The 21,795-nt window shown below is 65.2% G+C and carries 20 protein-coding genes and 1 riboswitch; of the genes, 12 read left to right on the top strand and 8 right to left on the bottom strand.

Annotated features, from left to right (window positions below; all coding sequences use genetic code 11):
* The first annotated feature begins 1 nt into the window (after position 1).
* On the top strand, positions 2–769 hold the full coding sequence (locus EOD29_RS01290; protein ID WP_127245750.1) for a cobalt-precorrin-6A reductase: 768 nt from the start codon (positions 2–4) through the stop codon (positions 767–769).
* Here EOD29_RS01290 and EOD29_RS01285 read toward each other — a convergent pair.
* From EOD29_RS01285 to EOD29_RS01250, 8 genes are all read right to left on the bottom strand, one after another.
* A complete protein-coding gene (locus EOD29_RS01285) occupies positions 733–1,497 on the bottom strand; it encodes a precorrin-3B C(17)-methyltransferase (RefSeq protein WP_095801991.1) in 765 nt (254 codons plus the stop codon). The genes EOD29_RS01290 and EOD29_RS01285 overlap by 37 nt on opposite strands.
* Positions 1,494–2,252, bottom strand: coding sequence for a precorrin-2 C(20)-methyltransferase (locus EOD29_RS01280; protein WP_127245749.1), 759 nt, complete (start codon positions 2,250–2,252; stop codon positions 1,494–1,496). The genes EOD29_RS01285 and EOD29_RS01280 overlap by 4 nt, the downstream gene beginning before the upstream one ends.
* Positions 2,249–2,881: a precorrin-8X methylmutase gene (locus EOD29_RS01275; RefSeq protein ID WP_127245748.1), complete on the bottom strand. Its 633-nt coding sequence runs from the start codon at positions 2,879–2,881 to the stop codon at positions 2,249–2,251. Before EOD29_RS01275 ends, EOD29_RS01280 begins: the two co-directional genes overlap by 4 nt.
* Positions 2,882–2,884: 3 nt before the next feature.
* On the bottom strand, positions 2,885–4,246 hold the full coding sequence (gene cobG / locus EOD29_RS01270) for a precorrin-3B synthase (protein ID WP_127245747.1): 1,362 nt from the start codon (positions 4,244–4,246) through the stop codon (positions 2,885–2,887).
* Positions 4,243–7,839 carry a cobaltochelatase subunit CobN gene (gene cobN / locus EOD29_RS01265; RefSeq protein WP_127245746.1) on the bottom strand — a complete coding sequence of 1,199 codons (3,597 nt, stop codon included), beginning with the start codon at positions 7,837–7,839 and terminating at the stop codon, positions 4,243–4,245. The genes cobG and cobN overlap by 4 nt, the downstream gene beginning before the upstream one ends.
* Before the next feature lie 17 nt (positions 7,840–7,856).
* Positions 7,857–8,894 (bottom strand): cobalamin biosynthesis protein CobW, encoded by a 1,038-nt coding sequence (cobW, locus tag EOD29_RS01260; protein WP_127245745.1) that lies wholly within the window; start codon positions 8,892–8,894, stop codon positions 7,857–7,859.
* A 1-nt stretch (position 8,895) separates the two neighbouring features.
* Positions 8,896–9,324 carry a DUF1636 family protein gene (locus tag EOD29_RS01255; protein WP_095826209.1) on the bottom strand — a complete coding sequence of 143 codons (429 nt, stop codon included), beginning with the start codon at positions 9,322–9,324 and terminating at the stop codon, positions 8,896–8,898.
* A 38-nt stretch (positions 9,325–9,362) separates the two neighbouring features.
* Positions 9,363–9,562: riboswitch (cobalamin riboswitch) on the bottom strand.
* 29 nt (positions 9,563–9,591) lie between these two features.
* Positions 9,592–10,791, bottom strand: coding sequence for a winged helix-turn-helix domain-containing protein (locus tag EOD29_RS01250; RefSeq protein ID WP_127245744.1), 1,200 nt, complete (start codon positions 10,789–10,791; stop codon positions 9,592–9,594).
* A 334-nt stretch (positions 10,792–11,125) separates the two neighbouring features.
* Between EOD29_RS01250 and EOD29_RS01245 the strand changes: the two genes are divergently transcribed.
* The 11 genes from EOD29_RS01245 to EOD29_RS01195 all read left to right on the top strand — a co-directional run bounded on the left by EOD29_RS01245 (position 11,126) and on the right by EOD29_RS01195 (position 21,794).
* Positions 11,126–11,491, top strand: coding sequence for an NADH-quinone oxidoreductase subunit A (locus EOD29_RS01245; protein WP_127245743.1), 366 nt, complete (start codon positions 11,126–11,128; stop codon positions 11,489–11,491).
* The gene (locus tag EOD29_RS01240; protein ID WP_013531090.1) at positions 11,482–12,063 is read left to right on the top strand and encodes an NADH-quinone oxidoreductase subunit B; all 582 of its coding nucleotides are present in this window, start codon (positions 11,482–11,484) and stop codon (positions 12,061–12,063) included. Before EOD29_RS01245 ends, EOD29_RS01240 begins: the two co-directional genes overlap by 10 nt.
* 4 nt (positions 12,064–12,067) lie before the next feature.
* A complete protein-coding gene (locus EOD29_RS01235) occupies positions 12,068–12,673 on the top strand; it encodes an NADH-quinone oxidoreductase subunit C (protein ID WP_066998762.1) in 606 nt (201 codons plus the stop codon).
* Positions 12,674–12,682: 9 nt separating this feature from the next.
* Entirely contained in the window at positions 12,683–13,873 is a 1,191-nt protein-coding gene (locus EOD29_RS01230; protein WP_127240924.1) for an NADH-quinone oxidoreductase subunit D, read from the top strand.
* The gene (locus EOD29_RS01225) at positions 13,874–15,178 is read left to right on the top strand and encodes an NADH-quinone oxidoreductase subunit E (protein ID WP_127245742.1); all 1,305 of its coding nucleotides are present in this window, start codon (positions 13,874–13,876) and stop codon (positions 15,176–15,178) included.
* 10 nt (positions 15,179–15,188) lie between these two features.
* Entirely contained in the window at positions 15,189–16,493 is a 1,305-nt protein-coding gene (gene nuoF / locus EOD29_RS01220) for an NADH-quinone oxidoreductase subunit NuoF (protein WP_095829698.1), read from the top strand.
* 72 nt (positions 16,494–16,565) lie between these two features.
* Positions 16,566–17,246, top strand: a complete 681-nt coding sequence (locus EOD29_RS01215) for an NADH-ubiquinone dehydrogenase (protein ID WP_127245741.1) — start codon at positions 16,566–16,568, stop codon at positions 17,244–17,246.
* 72 nt (positions 17,247–17,318) lie between these two features.
* Positions 17,319–19,400 carry an NADH-quinone oxidoreductase subunit NuoG gene (gene nuoG / locus EOD29_RS01210; protein ID WP_127245740.1) on the top strand — a complete coding sequence of 694 codons (2,082 nt, stop codon included), beginning with the start codon at positions 17,319–17,321 and terminating at the stop codon, positions 19,398–19,400.
* A gap of 2 nt (positions 19,401–19,402) precedes the next feature.
* Positions 19,403–20,446 carry an NADH-quinone oxidoreductase subunit NuoH gene (gene nuoH / locus EOD29_RS01205; protein ID WP_066998780.1) on the top strand — a complete coding sequence of 348 codons (1,044 nt, stop codon included), beginning with the start codon at positions 19,403–19,405 and terminating at the stop codon, positions 20,444–20,446.
* Positions 20,446–20,937, top strand: a complete 492-nt coding sequence (gene nuoI, locus EOD29_RS01200) for an NADH-quinone oxidoreductase subunit NuoI (RefSeq protein ID WP_066998784.1) — start codon at positions 20,446–20,448, stop codon at positions 20,935–20,937. The genes nuoH and nuoI overlap by 1 nt, the downstream gene beginning before the upstream one ends.
* A gap of 236 nt (positions 20,938–21,173) precedes the next feature.
* Positions 21,174–21,794, top strand: coding sequence for an NADH-quinone oxidoreductase subunit J (locus EOD29_RS01195; protein ID WP_066998787.1), 621 nt, complete (start codon positions 21,174–21,176; stop codon positions 21,792–21,794).
* Position 21,795: the final 1 nt, after the last annotated feature.

The following is a 21,795-nucleotide window of genomic DNA, read 5'->3' as shown; positions in this document are numbered from 1 at the left end:
GATGACCCACCGTATTCTGATTCTCGGCGGAACCACGGAGGCCCGGCAGCTGGCGGGCAAGCTGGCTCGCCGGAAGGATTTCTCGATCACGCTGTCGCTCGCCGGCCGCACCGAAAGCCCCATGGCGCAAGGCGTGCCCATGCGTAGCGGCGGCTTTGGCGGCATGCAGGGATTGGCCGCCTACCTCCATCGGGAACAGGTCGATCTGGTGGTCGACGCCACGCATCCTTACGCGGCCCGTATGTCGGCCAATGCCGCTGAGGCGGCCAGGCAAACCCGCGTGCCGATGGTTGCGCTGCGGCGTGCCGGCTGGCAGCCTGTCGCGGGTGATCGCTGGACTTTCGTGGAGAGCGTCGCTGAAGCGGCCAAGGCGCTTGGCACGGCGCCGCGACGAGTCTTGCTGGCGATCGGCCGGCAGGAAGCCGGCGCGTTCGAGGCCGCTCCGCAGCATCGCTATCTCATTCGCAGCGTCGACCCGATCGAGCCAAAGCTGGCTGTGCCTGACGCAGTTTACCTTCTGGCGCGCGGGCCGTTCCCCGAAGCGGACGAGCGCGCGCTGCTTGAAAAATACGCCATCGATACCGTCGTTTCGAAGAACAGCGGCGGCGAGGCGACCTACGGCAAGATCGCCGCGGCGCGCGCGCTCGGCATCGAGGTGATCATGGTGCGCAGGCCGCCGCTGCCTGACGTTGCGTCGGCCGAGACCGTCGATCAGCTGGCTGCGATGGTCGATCATTTTCTCGACCCAGTTGCCGAACGCGGCGTGTAGACCAGCGCGGGCTTGTCGCCGCGCTTGATGATGCGGGTCTCGGGCGAGCCGATGATGACGCAGGTCGACATGTCGGCCTTTGCCGCATCGGCGTCGGCGAGCAGAAACACCTCGATGCGCTCTTCGGGCCGGCCGGCGGCGCGGCCGAAGATCACCGGGGTGGTGCCCGGCAGAATGGCCTTCAGGCATTCGAAGGCGCGGCCGAGCTGCCAGGGGCGGGCCTTGCTGATCGGATTGTAGAGCGCAATGACGAAGCCGGCGCCGGCCGCCGCCAGCAGACGCAGCTCGATCAGCTCCCAGGGTTTTAGATTGTCGGAGAGCGAGATGGCGCAGAAATCATGGCCAAGCGGCGCGCCGATGCGGGCGGCGACCGCGAGCATGGCGGTGACGCCGGGAACGACCGCGAGGTCGATTGACCTCCATTCTGGCGGACCGGCTTCGATCGCCTCGCAGACGGCGGCCGCCATGGCGAATACGCCGGGATCGCCGCCGGACACGACAGCGACGCTGTGACCTTCGGCTGCCTTGGCCAGCGCCTCGTTCGAGCGGGCTAGCTCTTCGCGATTGTCGGAGGCGATGCGGGTCTGGTCCTGTCGCAGCTCGAGCCGGTCGAGATAGGGCTTGTAGCCATAGAAGAAGGAAGCCTCCGTCACGGCGCGGATCGCCTCCGGCGTGACCTGATCGGCATTGCCGGGGCCGAGGCCGATCACGGTGAGGCGGCCGCTCAAGGCTTGGCTCCGGGAACTCCGGGACGCGCCGACCAGCCGGCGACCAGCACGATGGCGAAATAGGGGGCCTTGTCGTCTGGCTTTTCCGCGAGCCGCATCGACACGCTGCCCGGCATGGTGCCGCGCTCGACATAGACGGCCTTCGTCAGCTTGCCGGTCGCTTCCAGCGCGCGGCGGATCTTCGGCAGATTGCGGCCGACCTTCATGATGACGGCGGCATCGGTATCGGCCAGCCGTCGCGTCAGCTCGAACTCGCTCATCGTGCCGGGAAGCACGGTCAGCACATCGTCGCCCTGGACGATCGGCAGGCCGGTCGCCGACCAACAGCCGGACATGGCGGTGATACCGGGAATGACTTCTGTCGGGAATCGGTGCGAGAGGCGCACGTGCAGATGCATATAGGAGCCGTAGAAAAGCGGATCGCCCTCCGACAGCACGGCCACCATCTTGCCGGCGCCGAGATGCCCGGCGACCTGTTCGGCGGACTGCTCATAGAAATCGGTGATCTGCGAGCGATAGTCGTCGTGATCCTTGTCGATCTCGGTCGTCACCGGATAGAGCAAGGGCAGCTCGACCATATCCGGGCGAAAGTGCGCCTCGACGATGGCGCGCGCGTTGCTGTTGTTGCCGCGCTTGGCGAAATAGGCGACGACATTCGCTTCAGCCAATGCCCGCGCGGCTTTCAGCGTCAACAGCTCCGGATCGCCGGGACCGGTGCCGACGCCGACGAGCCGGCCTTTGGGGAAAGCGTTCACAGGCCTGGCCTCGCCAATGCGTTGAGTGCTGCGGCCGTCATGGCGCTGCCGCCCAGCCTGCCGCGCACGATGGCGAAAGGCACACCGTAGGAGTTTTCCGCCAGTGCATCCTTGGATTCGGCAGCACCGACGAAACCAACCGGCATGCCGATGATGGCGGCCGGCTTCGGCGCGCCGTCGCGCAGTTTTTCGAGCAGATAGAACAGCGCGGTCGGTGCGTTGCCGATGGCGACCACCGAACCTGCCATGCGCTCGCTCCAAAGGTCGATAGCGGCGGCCGAGCGCGTGTTGCCGATTTCCTTGGCGATATCGACGGTGCGCGGGTCGCGCAGCGTGCAGATCACCTCGTTTCCGGCCGGCAGGCGGGCACGGGTGATGCCGTGGGCGACCATCTCGGCATCGCAGAAGATCGGCGCCCCGGCGGCAAGGGCGGCACGGGCCGCTTCAACGAAACCGCTGGAGAACACGAACTGGCTGGCTGCCTCGACCTGGCCGCAGGCGTGGATCATGCGGATCGCGACATCGGCCTCTGTCTCGGAAAAGCGCGACAATTTCGCCTCGGCGCGGATGATGGCGAAAGAGCGCTCGTAGATCGCCATCCCGTCATGGATATAGTCGTAGGCGGCCATTCTTCAGTTCCGTCGATAGAGTTCGGCGATCTCAGTCGCGCCGAGCCTTGTGAGGCAAGCGGCGGCGGTCTCGCCGGGATGCAGTGCGTTGCGGATCGCCGCCGCAATGCCGGCGACCCCGCGCGCGGCGTCATAGCCCGGCCTGTATCCGGCAGGAAGGGCCTTTGCCGTCCCGTCCACGACAAGTCCGGCTCCGTTTTCGTCGCCGACCAGGATGAGGCCCGCTGGGCCGGGATGGGCGCAGCCCTTGGCGCAGCCGGAAATGTGGAGGGTGAGGGAGGCATCGAAGAGATCGGGGCTTTCCGTTGCGATTTCTTCGGCGATGGCGCGGGTGGCGATGCGGCCGGAGGCGCAGGCGGGCGCTCCGGGGCAGGCGGCAATGCGGGTGCGCGGATCGGTGGGGGCGGTGATGAAGCCGAGGGCGGACGCGGAGGCTTGGAGAGAGGCGCTGGCGAATGGGGAGAGGTTGAGGAAAAGTAGGGTGCGGCCTGGGGCCATGCGGATTTCGGCCGAGCCCAGATCGGAGGCCCTGGCGGCGAGGTCGATGAGGTTCTGCGCCGGCATACTTCCGAAGGGCAGGCCGATGCCGAGGGCGTGGCTGCTGCTCAGGTCGAAGAGGCCGATGGGCGAATGCTGACGCCCTACGGCGCCCCCCTCTGTCCTGCCGGACATGTCCGGCAGGACAGAGGGGGGCGCGAAGGAATGCCAGCCTGCGAGCGAAGCCAACTGCCGGTCCGACAAATCCCGCGTGTGCGCCTCGCGGCCTTTTTCGGCCACCATCCTTAGTGCAGCCACCGCGATGTTGCGCGCCGTATCCTCGTCAACAGTGGCGAGTGACTTCGCGCTTTGGCTGTCACCGGCAACCGACACGCTCCACTGGACGCCGGCCACAGTCCGCACCGCCTTCAGCCGCACGTCAGCCGTCAGCGCATCCACAGCCAACTGCCCGCCGCCGTCGACGACCACGGACACCTTCGGCCCCAACCGTGGCGTCAGCCCCGCCTCTTCAATAGCCAGCCTGATCCGATCGGCCACGGGGCGCGAATCTGCAATCTCCTGCGGGTCGATACCCGCGAGCGGCCCGGTCTCCACCGGCACGCCCGTCCGCACGGCGATGCCCAGCGCATCCACTTCCGCCGCCAGCAGCCAAGCGCTGTCTGCGGTCAGGCCCCGGATCTGCAGGCTACCGCGAGCGGTCACTTCCATGATGCCGTTGCCGTGGCGCAAGGCGGATTCGCAAAGACCGATCAGCGACTTGGGTGCAAGCCCTCCAGGAACCGGATTGAGCCGCACCAGCAGGCCATCGCCGGTCTGCATCGGCGCGCTCAACGCGGGGCAGGCGCCACGACGCGAGAAGGCGTTCATGCCGCCACCTCGCTTGCCTGCGCCTCGGCGATCAAGGCCGTGAGATCGTCGTCGATGGAATTCCTGAGCGGATGCCAGAGACCGCGCCGTCGCGCAGCCAGGAATCGCTCAGCGATGACCTTCGCGGCGGCGGGATTTTCGCGCAGCAAGAAGGCTCGGACTTCCGCATCACCGATATAGGCGTCGTGCACCGCCTCGATCAGCGCGCCCGATATGGCATGCGTGGTCTCGGCGAAGCCGACCAGGCGGTCGACCGTCTCGGCGAATTCCGAGGCGCCGCGGGGGCCGTGGCGCATCTGCCCGGCAATGAAGCGCGGATTGACGGCGCGGGCCCGCACCACGCGCGACACGGCTTCGCCGACCGATCGCGGCCTCGGCTTCTTAGGGTCAGTCGTGTCGAGCACGATGACATCGGCATTCCTGCCAAGCGCGGCAAGTGCGGCCGAAAACCCGCCGATGAAGGCGACATCGGCCGAACCTTCGAGGATGTCGCGGCCCGGGTCGTCGCCGGTGTGGACAAGCAGGTCCGCGTCGGCGATGCGGCCCTCGAAGACGCCGGGCGCGGAGATGGCCTCACCGTCGGCGCCGCCATAGGCATGCGAGGTTGCTTCGAGATAGGCGCGGCCGATCTCTTCGCGCGCGCTCCATTCGCCGCGCGACAGCAATTCCTCGACTCCGGCGCCGTAAGTGCCGGGCGAGGTGCCGAAAATGCGCGGACCGATTTTGCCTTGGGCACGGGCCGCGGCGGCAAGCGGATTTTCCGAATCGTCCTCGTCGCGACCGGCGACGGCGCTGGCAGCGGCGTCGATCAGCGCGATCTGGGTCGGGAACATATCGCGAAACAGGCCGGAGATGCGCCAGGTGACGTCGACGCGCGGGCGGCCGAGGGCGGCCGGCGGCATCACCTCGATGCCGGTGACGCGGCCCGTTGCGGCATCCCATTGCGGCCGGCAGCCCATCAGCGCCAGGCCTTGCGCGATCTCCTCGCCGCCGGTGCGCAACGAGGCGGAGCCCCAGAGGTCGATGACCAGCGAGCGTGGCCAGTCGCCATGGCTCTGCATGTAGCTGCGCACGACTTCTTCCGCCGCCGCCTGCCCGAGATCGTAGGCGGTCGGCGTCGGCATGGTGCGCGGATCGGAGGTGAAAAGGTTGCGGCCGGTCGGCAGCACGTCGGAACGGCCGCGCGCCGGCGCGCCTGCCGGTCCGGCCTTGATGTGACGCCCGTCGAGCGCAGCGAGCAGGGCGTCTTTTTCGGTCTCGGCGCTTTGGCGGCGCAGTGGATCGGCCTCTTCTTCCGGCGCGCGGCCATAGACATGCAGCCCGTCCTTGACGGCAAAATCCTTGAGGTCGCACAGCCACGCGTCGATGCGGCGCAGCGCCTCGTCCGGCACATCGGTTCCGGCAACTCCGGCTTCGGCAGCCAGCCCGGATTTCTCCGCTGTCTCGACGATGAGCCTGGCCAGACGGTCGCGGCGGCGGCGGTCGAGCCCGTCGGCTTGTGCGTATTCGTCGACCAGCCGCTCAAGCCTCTGTTGCGCCTCGTCGAGCCCGGCGCCGGTCAGCGGCGGCGGCAGGTGACCGAGCGTGACGGCCGAGATGCGGCGCTTGGCTTGCGCCGCCTCGCCGGGATTGGAGACGATGAAGGGATAGACAACCGGCAGCGAGCCGGTGACGATCTCGGGAAAGCAGGTGTCGGAGAGCGCGACCGTCTTGCCCGGCAGCCATTCCAGCGTGCCATGCGCGCCGACATGGACGATGGCGTGGACGCCGAGCGACTTTTGCAGCCACAGGCCGAAGGCGATCAGCTCGTGGCGCGGGGGAAGGGTCGGGTCGTGGTAGTCAGCGCGGCGGTCTGCGGAGCGGCCACGGTCGGGGGCCAGCGCCACGGTGACGTTGCCGAAGGTGGCGGCGCGGAAGGGGAAGCTTGCGGAAGGAGGCGCTTGAACACCCCCCTCTGTCCTGCCGGACATCTCCCCCTCAAGGGGGGAGATTGGCAGTTTCGCTAACGGCGCTTCTCCTCCAGCGTTGATGATTGGCGAAAGCATCGATGCAGGCGCAATCTCCCCCCTAGAGGGGGAGATGTCCGGCAGGACAGAGGGGGGCGCATTGACGTGAGCTTTGTCGTTGGCTCTCCCCCACGCTGCCTCAACCGTGTCGCGTGCACCTTCGGGAAGCGCTGCCGAAAAGGCGAGATATTCCTGTAAGGTGAGACCAAGTCCACCCACCTCCAACACATCCAGCAGCCCGCGTGGCGATTGTGGAATCCCATCAACCGCATAGCCCTGTTCCTTCAGGTCCTGCAGCATGGCGAGCACGCTCGACGGCACATCCAGGCCGACAGCATAGCCGGTGCGTCCGGGCGCGCTTGGATAATCCGGAATCAGGATCGCCAGCTTGCGTTCCGCCCGCTCCGTCCGTTGAAGGCGAATGATCGCCGCGACGCGAGCGGCGACCTGGGCGACGCGATCCGTTTCCGGTCGGTTGGCGAAGGCGCGGAAGGCCAGCGCCGGATCGGCGTCGATCTCGCCCTTGAAGGAGATCGCGCCGGCGAGGATACGGCCATCGAGCTCGGGCAGCACGACATGCATGGCAAGGTCGGCGGGCGCCAGGCCGCGCTGGTTTTTCTCCCAGACTTCGCGCCGCGTCGTGGCGACGATGACCTGGAACACGGGCACGCCGGCACGGTCGAAGAGCGTTTCGGCACCAGGCTCGGCACCGGAAGCAAAGGCGGTTGCAGTGACGATGGCGGACGGGTTCAACGAGGTGATGGCGGTTTCGACGAAAGCCAGCGATACCGGGTCCTTGAGGCTCGAAACAAAGATCGGCATTGGCGTCATGCCCTGCGAGCGAAGGGCATCTGCGAGTGCATCGATTGGCGCGACGTCCGCGGCAAGCAGCATCGAGCGGTAGAAGAGGATGGGGATGACGGGGGCACCGACGCTGTCGATGTTGAGCTCCGCCACACCCCCCTCTCTCCTGCCGGACAGAGGGAGGTGTGACGGATCGCCGACGTTCAAGAAGACTGATTTCGCGACAACTCCGATTCCTGGTTGATAGTACCCCGCCTTCGGCACGCTCACCGGCTCGGCCACGGCCGTATCCGACCCGGCGAGCCTTGCCAGTCTTTGCACCAGCGCGCTCATGTTCGCCGGGCCGCCTTCGCGGAAATAGCCGAGCAGGGCGTCGAGTTCGGCGCGCGGCAGGGTCGAGGCTTCGATCAGCCGCTGGTCCTCGTCATGGCTTTCGCCCGGCAGCAGCGCCAGCTTGATGCCGCGCTCGCGTGCGACCGCGGCGAGCTGGTCGGAGCCATAGCGCCACCAGTCGTAGCCGCCCAGGATGCGGACGAGGACCACCTTGGCGTGACGGGCAACGCTGTCGATCCAGAGGTCCACCGACATCGGATGGCGGAGATCGCGAAGTGCTGCCAGCCGCATCGACGGCAGCCGCGCGGCGTCGGCCTTCCACGCAGCGGCGAGGCCGGCGAGATCGCTGTCGGTGAAGGACAGGGCCACGACATCCGCAGGCGTCTGCCTGAGGTCGATCGGCTCGGCGAGATCGTCGAGCGAGGCGGATGTCGTGGTGAGGATGTGCATCGCGGTTCGGTCTTGCCTCAGCCGGCGAGGATACGCTCGATCGCCGGGCGGTTCAGCCCCTTGAGGCCGATGACGACGAGCCGCGATCGGCGGTCGTCGTCCGGCGTCCAGGCGCGGTCGTAATAGTGATTGACGCGCGGGCCGACGGCTTGGAGCAGCAGCCGCATCGGCTTGCCGCCCACCTCGACAAAGCCTTTGACGCGCAGAACGTTTTCCTGCTCGGCGGCGAGAGCGACGCGCTTTGCCAGCTCATCCGGACTGGCGATGGACGGGATATCGAGGACGAAGGAGTCGAAATCGTCATGCTCATGGTCGAGCTCGTCATCGTGATGGGTCTTGCGGTTCTTGATGTCGTCCTCGACGGCGAGGCCAAGACCGAGCAGCACCGACGGGTCGACCTTGCCCTGTGCGGTCGGCACGACCTTGACCGCGCGCGCCACGTGCTCGCCGATAACGGCATTGGCGCGGACTGAGCCCGCCGCGTCCATCAGATCGCTCTTCGACAGGATGATGAGGTCGGCGCAGGCGATCTGGTCCTCGAACACCTCTTCGACCGGATCATCGTGGTCGAGGGAATCGTCGGCGGCGCGCTGCGCCTGCAGGGCGTCCATGTCGGAGGCGACGCGGCCGTCGGCCAGCGCCGGACCGTCGACCACCGCGATGACGCCATCGACCGTGACGCGGCTCTTCACCGTCGGCCACTGGAAGGCCTGGACGAGCGGCTTCGGCAAAGCGAGGCCGGAGGTTTCGATCAGGATGTGGTCGACCTTCGGCGTGCGCGACAGGATCTGGTCGAGCGCCGGCACGAAATCGTCGGCGACGGTGCAGCAGATGCAGCCATTGGCGAGCTCGACGATATTTTCCTCTGGGCAGGTGTCGATGCCGCAGCCTTTCAGGATCTCGCCGTCGATGCCGACATCGCCGAATTCGTTAACGATGATCGCCAGCCGCTTGCCCTTGGCGTTTTCGAGCAGGTTGCGGATCAGCGTGGTCTTGCCGGCGCCGAGAAAGCCGGTGACGACAGTGCAGGGAACACGGGAGAGGGATGCGGTCATGTCAGTCCTTCAGCAGGTCGAGGGGAGGGAGGCGGGCAACCAGGCCGCGCTTGAGGGAATCGGGCCGGCCTCGCCAGGGGATGAGGCCGTCGGTCGAGGTGGCAAAGAGCTTTGCGCCGGTGACGAGGTCGGCGCCGCTGGTCGTTTCCAGGTCACCGAAGACATAGCTCCAGCAGCCGTCGCGCAGCAGCGCCGCGCTCAGGCGGCGTTTGCAATTGCCGAGACACTCGACGGTGCGGATGCGGATTTTCTCGTCCGGCGCGGCGCGGCGCGCGTCTTCGGCAAGGAGGGCGCCGGCGCGCGGATGCGCGTCCGAACCGGTCTCATCGCGGCAGGAGGAGCAGACGATGACGGTCACTTCCGATAGCGCGTCGCGAGGTTCGGACGAAATGTCCGCGGTATTAGCCGGAAAACTGACGTTGCGATCCAAAACCAGGCTCCTTGCCCGGAAAACCCGCCGAGCGATCGGATTCTCATGTCTCAGACGGCAGGTCTCCTGGCTCGCGGGTCGTCGCCTTGCGCCGCCTTCCCGGGAACATCCCAGTGGTTTTCGGCTGAGGCTCGTCGCTCACAGTTGCGGGGACAGCCGCGGATTTGGGTTTTCCCGCACCGCATTCCCTCTTGGCTCCTCCCCTTGCCGGGAGGAGACCGTCTGCGGCGGATTTAGGCTTAGAGGTGCTGGCATGTCAACGCGCGGCTACGACACCGAAATGTCGGCCAACGCCGGCCCAAGGTCGCCGCCCGGCATCACCTCGATGGTTTCCAGGCCGAGCCATGCCTGCATCTGTTTCAACTCATCGAAGAGCTGTGCGGCCGTTTCGGCGGGAGCGCCGGCTTCGGCAAAAGCCGCATGGACGCGCAGCACTCCGGCCGGGCGGTCAGCTCTCAGATCGACCCGGGCAACGATCCGGTCGCCGAGTAGGAAAGGCAGCACGTAGTAGCCGTACTGGCGCTTCTCGGCTGGCGTGTAGATCTCGATGCGGTAGCGGAAGCCGAAGAGCTTCTCGGTGCGCGTGCGTTCGAAAACCACCGGATCGAAGGGCGCGAGCAGGGCGCGAGCCTCGATGCGGCGCGGAAAGCGGGCATCCTTGTGGAGATAGGCGGGCTTGTCCCAGCCTTCGACCTTCGCCGGCAGCAGTTCGCCCGTCTCGACCAGTTCCTCGATCCTGGCCTTCGTATCGCCAGGCGCCAGGCGGAAATAGTCACGCAGATCGCCATAGGTGGCGATGCCGTGGGCGCGCGCGGAAATGCGCAGCAATTCGCGATGCGCGTCCTCGACCGAGGGCACCGGCAGGTCGAGGATGGCCTGCGGCAGAACCCGCTCGGGCAGGTCGTAATAGCGCTCGAATCCTCGCCGGTAGGCGGTGGTGATGCGCCCGGCCCAGAACAGCCATTCGAAAGCGTGCTTGGCCTCGCTCCAGCCCCACCATCCGCCATTGCCCTTGTGGCCTTCGATGTCGGAGGCGGCGATCGGCCCGCGTTCCGCGACTTGCCCGTAGATCTCCTCGATCATCGCCTTGCGCTCGCGGCCCCATTTGGCGAGGCCGAGATACATTTCCTCGCCTTTCTCGGCCCGCTGCATGCGCCAGCGCATCAACGGATAGGTCTCGACGGGCAGGAAGGAAGCCTCATGGGCCCAGTATTCGAAGACGGTTCGCTTGCGCGTGAGGGCCGCGTTGTCGAGCAGCGCAAGGGGGTAGGGGCCGAGGCGCGAATAGAGCGGCATATAGTGGGCGCGCACCACGGCGCTGACGGAATCGATCTGCAGCAGGCCAGTTCGGGAAAGCACACGGGCGAGATGGCGACGATCGGGCGTGCCGGCCGGCCGCGCATCGGTAAAACCCTGCGCGCCGAGCGCAATGCGCCTTGCGGCGGCGAGCGAGATCTTTTCCTTCATCCAGCTACCTTGCCCTGATCCTTTGCCGGGATTTCCAGTCGGTGATTCCGGCCATGCTAACAGGCAAATGGCGGGAGATATGTCAGGATAGAAAAGTGGACTAAAACATGAAGGAAATCAAACAGGAGCGGATCGGACCAGTTTCTTCCGATATGGCGTCCAGGGCCGGATTTTGAACAAGGTTTGACTTGCGTCGCCGAAACCGCTGCGCTAACCCTCGCCGCGTCGCAGCATAGGCCACCTAAAACGGTTCAGCGGGTTAAACTGTCACGCTTCCGCCTTAGAGTCCGTTGCTGTAATCAAAGTGAACTGGCCGCCGAAGGAAAGTCGTCGCATGAGCGCACTCCTAAGTTCGTATCTGCCCATCGTGCTCTTCATCGGAGTGGCGATGGTTGTCGGCCTGGCGCTGATCGTTGCGCCGTTCCTGGTTGCCTACCGCAATCCCGATCCGGAAAAGCTTTCCGCCTATGAATGCGGGTTCAACTCATTCGACGACGCCCGCATGAAGTTCGACATCCGCTTCTACCTGGTGTCGATCCTGTTCATCATCTTCGATCTCGAGGTCGCCTTCCTGTTCCCGTGGGCGGTGTCCTTCTCCAAGCTCGGCATGCTCGGCTTCTGGTCGATGATGGTGTTCCTGGCGGTGCTGACCATCGGCTTTGCCTATGAATGGAAAAAAGGAGCGCTGGAATGGGATTGAACGACAGTTCAGGCACCCTCGTCGCGCCGAAGCCCAAGGGCATCATCGATCCCAACACCGGCAGGCCGGTGGGGGAGGACGATCCCTTCTTCCTCGAGATCAATAATGAGCTGGCCGACAAGGGCTTCCTTGTCACCTCGACCGAGGCGCTGATCACTTGGGCGCGCAGCGGCTCGCTGATGTTCATGACCTTCGGTCTCGCCTGCTGCGCGGTCGAGATGATCCACACCTCGATGCCGCGCTATGACTCGGAGAGGTTCGGCGTCGCGCCGCGCGCGTCTCCGCGCCAGTCCGATATCATGATCGTCGCCGGCACACTGACCAACAAGATGGCGCCGGCGCTGCGCAAGGTCTACGACCAGATGCCGGAGCCGCGCTACGTCATCTCGATGGGTTCGTGCGCCAATGGCGGCGGCTACTATCACTATTCCTATTCGGTGGTGCGCGGCTGCGACCGCATCGTGCCGGTCGACATCTATGTCCCCGGCTGCCCGCCGAGCGCCGAAGCGCTGCTCTACGGCATTCTCCTGTTGCAGAAGAAGATCCGCCGCACCGGCACGATCGAACGGTGAACCAATGGCCTTGGCGTTGCACGAACTCTCCACCTATCTCGGCGAGAAGCTCTCCGGCCGCATCGGCGAAACGGTGCTTGCTTATGGCGAACTGACGGTTTGCGTCGAGCCGGGCAACCTGACCGAGGTCGCGACCTTCCTGCGCGACGACCCGCGCTGCCAGTTCGTCTCGATCATCGACATTTGCGGCGCCGACTATCCGTCGCGTGCCAAGCGCTTCGACGTCGTCTACCACCTATTGTCGCCGAAGCAGAACGTCCGCATCCGCCTCAAGGTCCAGGCCGACGAGGAGACGCTGGTGCCGTCGCTGACCGGCGTCTATCCCGGCGCCGACTGGTTCGAGCGCGAGACCTATGATCTCTACGGCGTGCTGTTCTCGGGCCATCCGGACCTGCGCCGCATCCTCACCGACTACGGCTTCGAGGGGCATCCGCTGCGCAAGGACTTCCCACTGACCGGCTTCGTCGAGGTTCGCTACGACGACGAGGCCAAGCGAGTCATCTATGAGCCGGTGGAATTGAAGCAGGAATTTAGAAACTTTGACTTTTTGAGCCCATGGGAGGGAACGGATTACGTCCTTCCGGGCGATGAAAAGGCGAAGCCAAATTGAGGCGCCACAATGGCTGAAACCTCCGTCCGCAATTTTAACATTAACTTTGGGCCTCAACACCCTGCTGCGCACGGGGTTTTGCGTCTCGTGCTGGAGCTGGACGGCGAGGTGGTCGATCGCGTCGATCCGCATATCGGCCTGCTGCATCGCGGTACCGAGAAGCTGATCGAGGCCAAGACCTATCTGCAGGCGGTGCCCTATCTCGATCGGCTCGACTATTGCGCGCCGATGAACCAGGAGCATGCCTTCGCGCTCGCGGCCGAGCGCCTGCTCGGCATCGAGGTGCCGAAGCGCGGCCAGCTGATCCGCGTGCTCTATTCCGAAATGGGCCGCATCATGTCGCACATCCTCAATGTGACGACGCAGGCGATGGACGTCGGCGCGCTGACGCCGCCTCTGTGGGGCTTCGTCGAGCGCGAGAAGCTGATGGTGTTTTATGAGCGCGCCTCCGGCTCGCGCATGCATGCGGCCTACTTCCGGCCAGGCGGCGTGCATCAGGACCTGCCGCAGAGGCTGATCGAGGATATCGGCAAGTGGATCGATCCGTTCCTGAAGTCGGTCGACGACCTTGACGCCTTGCTCACCGGCAACCGCATCTTCAAGCAGCGCAATGTCGACATCGGCACGGTGTCGCTCGCCGACGCCTGGGCCTGGGGTTTTTCGGGCGTGATGGTGCGCGGCTCGGGTGCCGCCTGGGACCTGCGCAAGGCGCAGCCCTATGAATGCTATTCCGAGATGGATTTCGACATCCCGATCGGCAAGAACGGCGACTGCTACGACCGCTATCTCGTGCGCATGGAAGAGATGCGCCAATCGGCCAAGATCATGCGCCAGTGCGTCGAACTTCTGCTCGGCAAGGAGAGCGCCGGACCGGTGTCGAACCTCGACGGCAAGGTGGTGCCGCCGAAGCGCGCGGCGATGAAGCGCTCGATGGAAGCGCTCATCCATCATTTCAAGCTCTATACCGAGGGCTATCGCGTGCCGGCCGGCGAGGTCTATGCGGCTGTCGAGGCGCCGAAGGGCGAGTTCGGCGTCTATCTCGTCTCCGACGGCACCAATAAGCCCTATCGCTGCAAGCTGCGCGCGCCGGGTTTTGCGCATCTGCAGGCCATGGATTTCCTGTGCCGCGGCCACATGCTGGCCGACGTCACCGCCGTGCTTGGCTCCCTCGACATCGTGTTTGGTGAGGTCGATCGCTAAATGTCAGTCCGCCGTCTCGCAGATGCCAGCGTCCAGCCAGCCTCCTTCGCCTTCAACGAGGCGAACGCCGCGGCGGCGCAGCAGTGGATCGCCAAATACCCGAAGGGACGCGAGCAGTCGGCCATCATCCCGTTGCTCATGATCGCTCAGGAACAGGAAGGCTGGGTGACGAAAGCGGCGATCGAGACGATCTCGGATATGCTCGGCATGCCGCGCATCCGCGGCCTCGAGGTCGCCACCTTCTACACGCAATACCAGCTCAATCCGGTCGGCACCCGCGCCCATATCCAGGTCTGCGGCACCACGCCCTGCATGCTGCGCGGCTCGGAAGCGCTGATGGATGTGTGCCGGTCTAAGATCCATCACGACCAGTTCCATACCAACGACAACGGCACGCTGTCGTGGGAGGAAGTCGAATGCCTCGGCGCCTGCGTCAACGCGCCGATGGTCATGATCTTCAAGGACACGTTCGAAGACCTGACGCCGGAGCGCCTTGCCGAGATCATCGATCTCTATGAAGCCGGCAAAGGCGCCGAGGTGAAGCCCGGTCCGCAGAACGGCCGCATCGGTTCGGAGCCGGCCACGGGCCTGACGACGCTGAAAAGCGAGAAGGCAATCCTGAAATCCACCCGCGACAAGGAAGCCAAGGCCGCCGCGAAGGCAGCCAGACAAGCCGCTGCCGCAGCGCCCGCTGCTGCATCCGCCGCCGTCGTCTCGCAGGCGCCTGCCGCGCCGCCCTCGGCCCCTGTCGGGCCATCGAAATCCGGCAAGCCGAAAACCGACGCGCCCGAAACCAGTCCGGCACTAAGGACACCGTCGCCGGTCAAGGTTTCGCCCGCCACCGAGAAGGCGGCCAGCGTCAGGGCGCCGCGCCACTCCGCAGCCAATGCCAACCAGGCTTCTCCGGAAGTCGAGGCGGTTTCGAAGCCGCGCAGCGGGCCGAAGCCCAAGGCCGAGCCGGCGTCCGCCTTCAAGTCGCCGGAAGCGAAGCAGCCTGCGACCAAGACGGCCAAGCCTTCGCTCGAGGACAAGAACCGCCCGGCTGGGATCGCGCGTCCGGCAACGGTCGACGATCTGAAGCTGATCTCCGGTGTCGGTCCGAAGATCGAAGGCGTCCTGCATTCGCTTGGCATTTATACTTTCGCGCAGGTCTCTGCGTGGAGGAAGGCCGAGCGCGAATGGGTCGACGGCTATCTCAATTTCCGCGGCCGTATCGAGCGCGACGACTGGGTGAAGCAGGCCAAGGCGCTCGCCAAGGGCGGCGTCGCCGAGTACATCCGCGTCTTCGGCAAGAAGCCGGTCTGAGGGACGAACAATGCTTCAGGACAAAGACCGCATCTTCACCAACATCTACGGCCTCTTCGACAAGTCGCTGGCCGGAGCGCAGGCGCGCGGCATGTGGGACGATACACCCGGCCTGATCGCCAAGGGACGCGACTGGATCATCAACGAAATGAAGGCAAGCGGCCTGCGCGGCCGTGGCGGCGCCGGCTTCCCAACCGGCCTGAAATGGTCGTTCATGCCCAAGCAGAGCGATGGCCGGCCGAGCTATCTCGTCATCAATGCCGACGAATCCGAGCCCGGCACCTGCAAGGACCGTGACATTCTGCGCAACGATCCGCATACGCTGGTCGAGGGCGCGCTGGTCGCCGGTTTCGCCATGGGCGCGGTCGCTGCTTACATCTATGTGCGCGGCGAGTTCATCCGCGAGCGCGAGGCGCTGCAGCGCGCCATCGACGAGGCTTATGCGGCCAAGCTCATTGGCAAGAACAACACCTCCGGCTACGACTTCGACGTCTATATGCACCACGGCGCCGGCGCCTATATTTGCGGCGAGGAGACGGCGCTGCTCGAAAGCCTCGAGGGCAAGAAGGGCCAGCCGCGACTGAAGCCGCCATTCCCGGCCAATGTCGGCCTTTATGGCTGCCCGACCACGGTCAACAACGTCGAATCCATCGCCGTCGCGCCGACGATCCTGCGCCGGGGTGCTGCCTGGTTCTCGTCATTCGGCCGGCCGAACAATGCCGGCACCAAGCTCTTCTGCGTGTCCGGCCACGTCAACAATCCGTGCACTTTCGAGGAGGCGATGTCGATCCCGTTCCGGGAACTGATCGAGACGCATTGCGGCGGCATTCGCGGCGGCTGGGACAATCTGCTCGCGGTCATCCCGGGCGGCGCTTCGGTGCCGCTGGTGCCGGCCGAGCAGATCATCGACGCGCCGATGGATTTCGACGCGCTGCGCGACCTCAAATCCGGCCTCGGCACTGCGGCCGTCATCGTCATGGACAAGTCGACCGATATCGTGAAGGCGATCGCCAGGCTTTCCTACTTCTACAAGCATGAGAGCTGCGGCCAGTGCACGCCGTGCCGCGAAGGCACCGGCTGGATGTGGCGGGTGATGGAGCGGCTGGTGCGCGGCGAAGCGCAGAAGCGCGAGATCGACATGCTGCTCGATGTCACCAAGCAGGTCGAGGGCCATACGATCTGCGCGCTGGGCGATGCCGCGGCCTGGCCGATCCAGGGCCTGATGCGGCATTTCCGCGGCGAGGTGGAGCGCCGCATCGACGAGTTTTCGCGCAACGCGCACCGGGTCGAGCCGGTGATGGTGGCGGCGGAATAGATTTGCAAGACGGGCTTTGCCCGGGACGGAAAGCAGGGGCGGGGCGTACGAAGAAACGACCAGGAGATGTCTATGGCGCCGTATTCGATAGCCTACCCGCTGATGCCTTATTTGGACGAACTCGAGAAGATGAACCCGGACCTGACCAAGATGATGCCGCGAGAGATGGCCAGCGCCGTCAACCTGATGGCGCATCCTGTCGCGGGCGTGGCTGCACTATCGGCGGTAGGCATCGGTTTCGCCAACCATGCCCTGGGTGTCTGGCTGGGCGCGTTCTCCGGCGCCGTCGAAGCCTCGCAGCGCATGCTCCAGCCGTTCCTCGACGATCTCGAGGCGCGGACCGAAGCTGCCAACAATTCGTCCAAGGCGCGCAAGGCGACCGAGACGCTGATCGCCGAGGCGCAGACCTTCGCCAGGGATGTGACCGACATCGCGGCGAACGTCAGCGCTGAGAAGGCGCTCGACGCGAGAGGCGACACGGTAGCCGGAACGGCCGCGACCGGTCTGATGCCGGAAGATTTCAGGCAGCCCAAGGCGATCGACAAGCCGGCAAAGCCGTCCGACCTGAAGGCGATATCGGGCATCGGGCCGAAGCTGGAGAAGGTGCTGAATGGTCTTGGCATCTGGTCCTACGACCAGATCGCTGCCTGGACCGCGGAAGAGATCGCCTGGGTCGAGGATTACCTGTCGCTCGCCGGCCGCGTCGGCCGCGACGACTGGACTGGCCAAGCGGCGGCGCTGGCCGCCAAATAGTGAGATGAAATGCCGGGCGTAGTCGCGCCCCGGAACGAAAGATTGCGGGAAATCCGCGAGGGTTTGAGGCGAATGGCAAAGCTCAAGGTCGACGGGAAAGAGATCACGGTACCCGACCATTACACGCTGCTGCAGGCGGCCGAGGACGCCGGCGCGGAAGTGCCGCGCTTCTGCTTCCATGAGCGGTTGTCCATCGCCGGCAATTGCCGCATGTGCCTGATCGAGGTGAAGGGTGGCCCGCCCAAGCCGCAGGCCTCCTGCGCCATGAGCGTGCGCGACCTGCGCCCCGGCCCGAACGGCGAAGCGCCGGAAATCTTCACCAACACGCCGATGGTCAAGAAGGCCCGCGAAGGCGTGATGGAGTTCCTACTGATCAACCATCCGCTGGATTGCCCGATCTGCGACCAGGGCGGCGAGTGCGACTTGCAGGACCAGGCGATGGCCTTCGGCGTCGACTCCTCGCGCTACCATGAGAACAAGCGGGCGGTCGAAGACAAGTATATCGGTCCGCTGGTCAAGACGGTGATGAACCGCTGCATCCACTGCACGCGCTGCGTCCGCTTCACCACCGAGGTCGCCGGCATCTCCGAACTCGGCCTGATCGGCCGCGGCGAGGATGCCGAGATCACCACCTATCTCGAACAGGCGATGACCTCGGAGCTCCAGGGCAACGTCATCGACCTTTGCCCGGTCGGCGCGCTGACCTCCAAGCCGTTCGCCTTCCAGGCGCGGCCGTGGGAGCTGACCAAGACGGAGTCGATCGACGTCATGGACGCCGTCGGCTCGGCGATCCGCGTCGATAGCCGCGGCCGCGAGGTGATGCGCATCCTGCCGCGCGTCAACGAGGCCGTGAACGAGGAGTGGATCTCGGACAAGACGCGCTTCATCTGGGATGGCCTGCGCACCCAGCGCCTCGATCGTCCCTACGTTCGCGAGAACGGCAAGCTTGCTCCGGCAAGCTGGGCGGAAGCCTTCACGGCGATCAAGGACGAGGTGTCGAAGACCGCGCCCGAGCGCATCGGCGCCATCGCCGGCGACCTCGCCGCGGTCGAGGAAATCTATGCGCTCAAGCTTTTGATGGCGGCGCTCGGCTCCAAGAACATCGACTGCCGCCAGGACGGCGCTGCGCTCGATCCATCGCTCGGCCGCGCCAGCTACATCTTCAATCCGACCATCGAAGGCATCGAGCAGGCCGACGCGGTGCTGATCGTCGGCGCCAATCCGCGCTTCGAGGCCTCGGTGCTCAACGCCCGCATCCGCAAGCGCTGGCGCGGCGGCAACCTGCCGATCGGCGTCATCGGCGAGATCGGCGACACGCGCTATGACTACGAGCTCATCGGCGCCGGCCCAGAATCCTTGAAGGACCTGGCCGACGGCAACGGCAAGTTCTTCGAGGTGCTGAAGAATGCGGCGCATCCTCTGATCATCGTCGGCCAGGGCGCCCTGGCGCGCTCGGACGGCGCGGCAGTGCTCGGCCAGGCGGCAAGGCTGGCGACGGCCGTCAATGCCGTCACGGCCGAGTGGAACGGCTTCGCGGTGCTGCACAACGCGGCGGCCAGAGTCGGCGGCCTCGACGTCGGCTTCGTGCCGGGCGAGGGCGGCAAGAATGTCGCCGGCATGCTGGGCGCGACGGATCTCCTGTTCCTGCTTGGCGCCGACGAGATCGACATGGCCAGGACCGGCGGGGCCTTCGTCGTCTATATCGGCACGCATGGCGATGCGGGCGCGCACCGCGCCAATGTCATCCTGCCGGCCGCTGCCTACACCGAAAAATCCGGCACCTATGTCAACACGGAAGGCCGCGTGCAGCAGACCAACCGCGCCGGTTTCGCCCCGGGCGAAGCGCGCGAGGACTGGGCGATCCTGCGGGCGCTGTCGGATGTGCTCGGCAAGAAGCTGCCGTTCGATTCGCTCGCGCAGCTGCGCGCCAAGCTCTATGGCGAATACCCGCATCTTGCCCGCGTCGATCATGTCGCGGCGGGCAGCGCCGACGGCGTTGCCAGGGCGGCGAAGCTCGGCGGACGCTTGAACAAGGGCACCTTCACCTCGCCGGTGAAGGACTTCTATCTCACCAACCCGATCGCGCGGGCCTCGGCCGTGATGGCTGAGTGCTCGGCGCTGGCCAAGAGCGGCTTCAAGCAGGCGGCGGAATAAGCATGGACACCTTCTTTTCCTTCTACGTGCTGCCGGCGCTGCTGATCCTGTTGAAGTCGGTCGTGCTGATCGTCGTTCTTTTGATCTTTGTGGCTTACGTGCTTTATGCCGACCGCAAGATCTGGGCTGCGGTGCAGCTGCGCCGCGGCCCGAACGTGGTCGGTCCCTGGGGCACGCTGCAGGCCTTCGCCGACCTTTTGAAATTCGTCTTCAAGGAGCCGGTGATCCCGTCGGGCGCCAACAAGGGCGTCTTCCTGCTGGCGCCGCTGGTCTCAGCCGTGCTCGCGATCTCGGCCTGGGCGGTCATTCCGGTCAATCAAGGCTGGGCTATCGCTAACATCAATGTCGGCATCCTTTATGTTTTCGCCATCTCCTCGCTCGAGGTCTACGGCGTGATCATGGGCGGCTGGGCGTCGAACTCGAAATATCCGTTCCTGGGCGCGCTGCGCTCAGCCGCGCAGATGGTGTCCTACGAGGTGTCGATCGGCTTCGTCATCGTCACCGTGCTGCTTTGCGTCGGCTCGCTCAACCTCTCCGACATCGTGCTCTCGCAGCAGGATGGCCTCGGCACTAAGCTCGGCCTGCCCAACACCTTCCTCGACTGGCACTGGCTGTCGCTGTTCCCGATGTTCATCGTGTTCTTCATCTCGGCGCTGGCCGAGACGAACCGTCCGCCCTTCGATCTGGTGGAAGCGGAATCGGAACTCGTCGCCGGACACATGGTCGAATATTCGTCGACGCCGTTCCTGCTCTTCTTCCTGGGCGAGTACGTCGCCGTCGTCCTGATGTGCGCGCTGGCCACCATCCTGTTCCTCGGCGGCTGGCTGCCACCGTTCGACTTCGCACCCTTCACCTGGGTGCCGGGCCTGATCTGGTTCGTGCTCAAGGTCTGCCTGGTGTTCTTCATGTTCTCGATGGTGAAGGCGTTTGTGCCGCGCTACCGCTATGATCAGCTGATGCGGCTAGGCTGGAAGGTCTTCCTGCCGATCTCGCTGTTCATGGTCGTCGCCACCGCGGCCTTCCTCAAGATCACGGGGTTTGCGTGATGTCCGCTCTTGCCCAAGCCGCAAAGGCCCTGTTGCTGAAGGATTTCGTCAGCGCCTTCTTCCTGTCGATGCGCCAGTTCGTTGCGCCGAAGGAGACGATCAACTATCCGCACGAGAAGGGACCGACCAGCCCGCGCTTCCGCGGCGAGCACGCGCTGCGCCGCTACCCCAATGGGGAGGAGCGCTGCATCGCCTGCAAGCTTTGCGAGGCGATCTGTCCGGCACAGGCGATCACCATCGAAGCCGGCCCGCGCCGCAACGACGGTACGCGGCGCACCGTGCGCTACGATATCGACATGGTGAAGTGCATCTATTGCGGCTTCTGCCAGGAAGCCTGCCCGGTCGACGCCATCGTCGAGGGGCCGAATTTCGAATTCGCGACCGAGACGCGCGAGGAGCTTTACTACAACAAGGAAAAGCTGCTCGCGAACGGCGATCGCTGGGAGCGTGAGCTGGCGCGCAACATCGCGTTGGACGCGCCCTATCGCTGACATTTGACGCATGGACGGGGCGAGGGCCTCGTCCAAAGGATGGTCCCCGAAAAGTTGCAGACTTTCGGACCAGATCATCCTCCGGAATGAAAAGAGTGTCGCATGTTTCTTTCGATCGGGTCTTTCAACCCGATCGGAACATGCGATAGGAACACGCAACTTTGCCAGCCGGAGGCGGCGGCGACATCGAGCAGGGGCGCTGAGCCAGTGTTCGGACAGGAACCCGAGGGAACCCCATGCTGAGTGGACTAGAGGCGGTCTTTTTCTACCTCTTCGCCTTTATCGCCGTGGCGTCGGCTTTCATGGTCATTTCGTCGCGCAACCCTGTGCATTCCGTGCTGTTCCTGATCCTCACCTTCTTCAATGCCGCTGGCCTGTTCATGCTGACCGGCGCCGAGTTCCTGGCGATGATCCTGCTCGTCGTCTATGTCGGCGCGGTGATGGTGCTGTTCCTGTTCGTCGTCATGATGCTCGACGTCGACTTCGCGGAGATGAAGCAGGGCGCGCTGCAATATGCGCCGATCGGCGCGCTGGTCGGGCTGATCCTGGCGGCGGAGCTGATCGTCGTGCTCGGCGGCTACAGCTTCGCGCCGCAGCTTGCCTCGACGGTGGCCAAGGCAACGCCGGACCTCGCCGCGCGCTCCAACACGGCGGCGCTCGGCGACATCCTCTACACGGACTATCTCTATTATTTCCAGATCGCCGGCCTCGTGCTTCTGGTCGCCATGATCGGTGCCATCGTGCTGACGCTGCGCCACAAGGAAGGCGTCAAGCGGCAGTCGATCGCCGCGCAGGTCGGCCGCACGCCGGCAACGGGCATGGAAATCCGCAAGGTCAAGTCGGGCGAGGGTATCTGAG

This window comes from Mesorhizobium sp. M1A.T.Ca.IN.004.03.1.1, from assembly GCF_003997555.1.
In the GTDB taxonomy this organism is placed as follows: Bacteria; Pseudomonadota; Alphaproteobacteria; order Rhizobiales; family Rhizobiaceae; genus Mesorhizobium.
The sequence above is the reverse complement of the archived record's forward strand: the minus strand, read 5'-3'. Positions and strand labels throughout refer to the sequence as shown.

Coding starts and splice junctions, on each gene's coding strand:
- cobN (WP_127245746.1), bottom strand. CDS start 7,839: ATGCACATCCTCACCACGACATCCGCCTCGCTCGACGATCTCGCCGAG.
- cobG (WP_127245747.1), bottom strand. CDS start 4,246: ATGAACGCCTTCTCGCGTCGTGGCGCCTGCCCCGCGTTGAGCGCGCCG.
- EOD29_RS01240 (WP_013531090.1), top strand. CDS start 11,482: ATGGGATTGAACGACAGTTCAGGCACCCTCGTCGCGCCGAAGCCCAAG.
- EOD29_RS01195 (WP_066998787.1), top strand. CDS start 21,174: ATGCTGAGTGGACTAGAGGCGGTCTTTTTCTACCTCTTCGCCTTTATC.
- EOD29_RS01235 (WP_066998762.1), top strand. CDS start 12,068: ATGGCCTTGGCGTTGCACGAACTCTCCACCTATCTCGGCGAGAAGCTC.
- nuoH (WP_066998780.1), top strand. CDS start 19,403: ATGGACACCTTCTTTTCCTTCTACGTGCTGCCGGCGCTGCTGATCCTG.
- EOD29_RS01250 (WP_127245744.1), bottom strand. CDS start 10,791: ATGAAGGAAAAGATCTCGCTCGCCGCCGCAAGGCGCATTGCGCTCGGC.
- nuoI (WP_066998784.1), top strand. CDS start 20,446: ATGTCCGCTCTTGCCCAAGCCGCAAAGGCCCTGTTGCTGAAGGATTTC.
- EOD29_RS01225 (WP_127245742.1), top strand. CDS start 13,874: ATGTCAGTCCGCCGTCTCGCAGATGCCAGCGTCCAGCCAGCCTCCTTC.
- EOD29_RS01290 (WP_127245750.1), top strand. CDS start 2: ATGACCCACCGTATTCTGATTCTCGGCGGAACCACGGAGGCCCGGCAG.
- EOD29_RS01230 (WP_127240924.1), top strand. CDS start 12,683: ATGGCTGAAACCTCCGTCCGCAATTTTAACATTAACTTTGGGCCTCAA.
- EOD29_RS01245 (WP_127245743.1), top strand. CDS start 11,126: ATGAGCGCACTCCTAAGTTCGTATCTGCCCATCGTGCTCTTCATCGGA.
- nuoG (WP_127245740.1), top strand. CDS start 17,319: ATGGCAAAGCTCAAGGTCGACGGGAAAGAGATCACGGTACCCGACCAT.
- EOD29_RS01215 (WP_127245741.1), top strand. CDS start 16,566: ATGGCGCCGTATTCGATAGCCTACCCGCTGATGCCTTATTTGGACGAA.
- cobW (WP_127245745.1), bottom strand. CDS start 8,894: ATGACCGCATCCCTCTCCCGTGTTCCCTGCACTGTCGTCACCGGCTTT.
- EOD29_RS01275 (WP_127245748.1), bottom strand. CDS start 2,881: ATGGCCGCCTACGACTATATCCATGACGGGATGGCGATCTACGAGCGC.
- nuoF (WP_095829698.1), top strand. CDS start 15,189: ATGCTTCAGGACAAAGACCGCATCTTCACCAACATCTACGGCCTCTTC.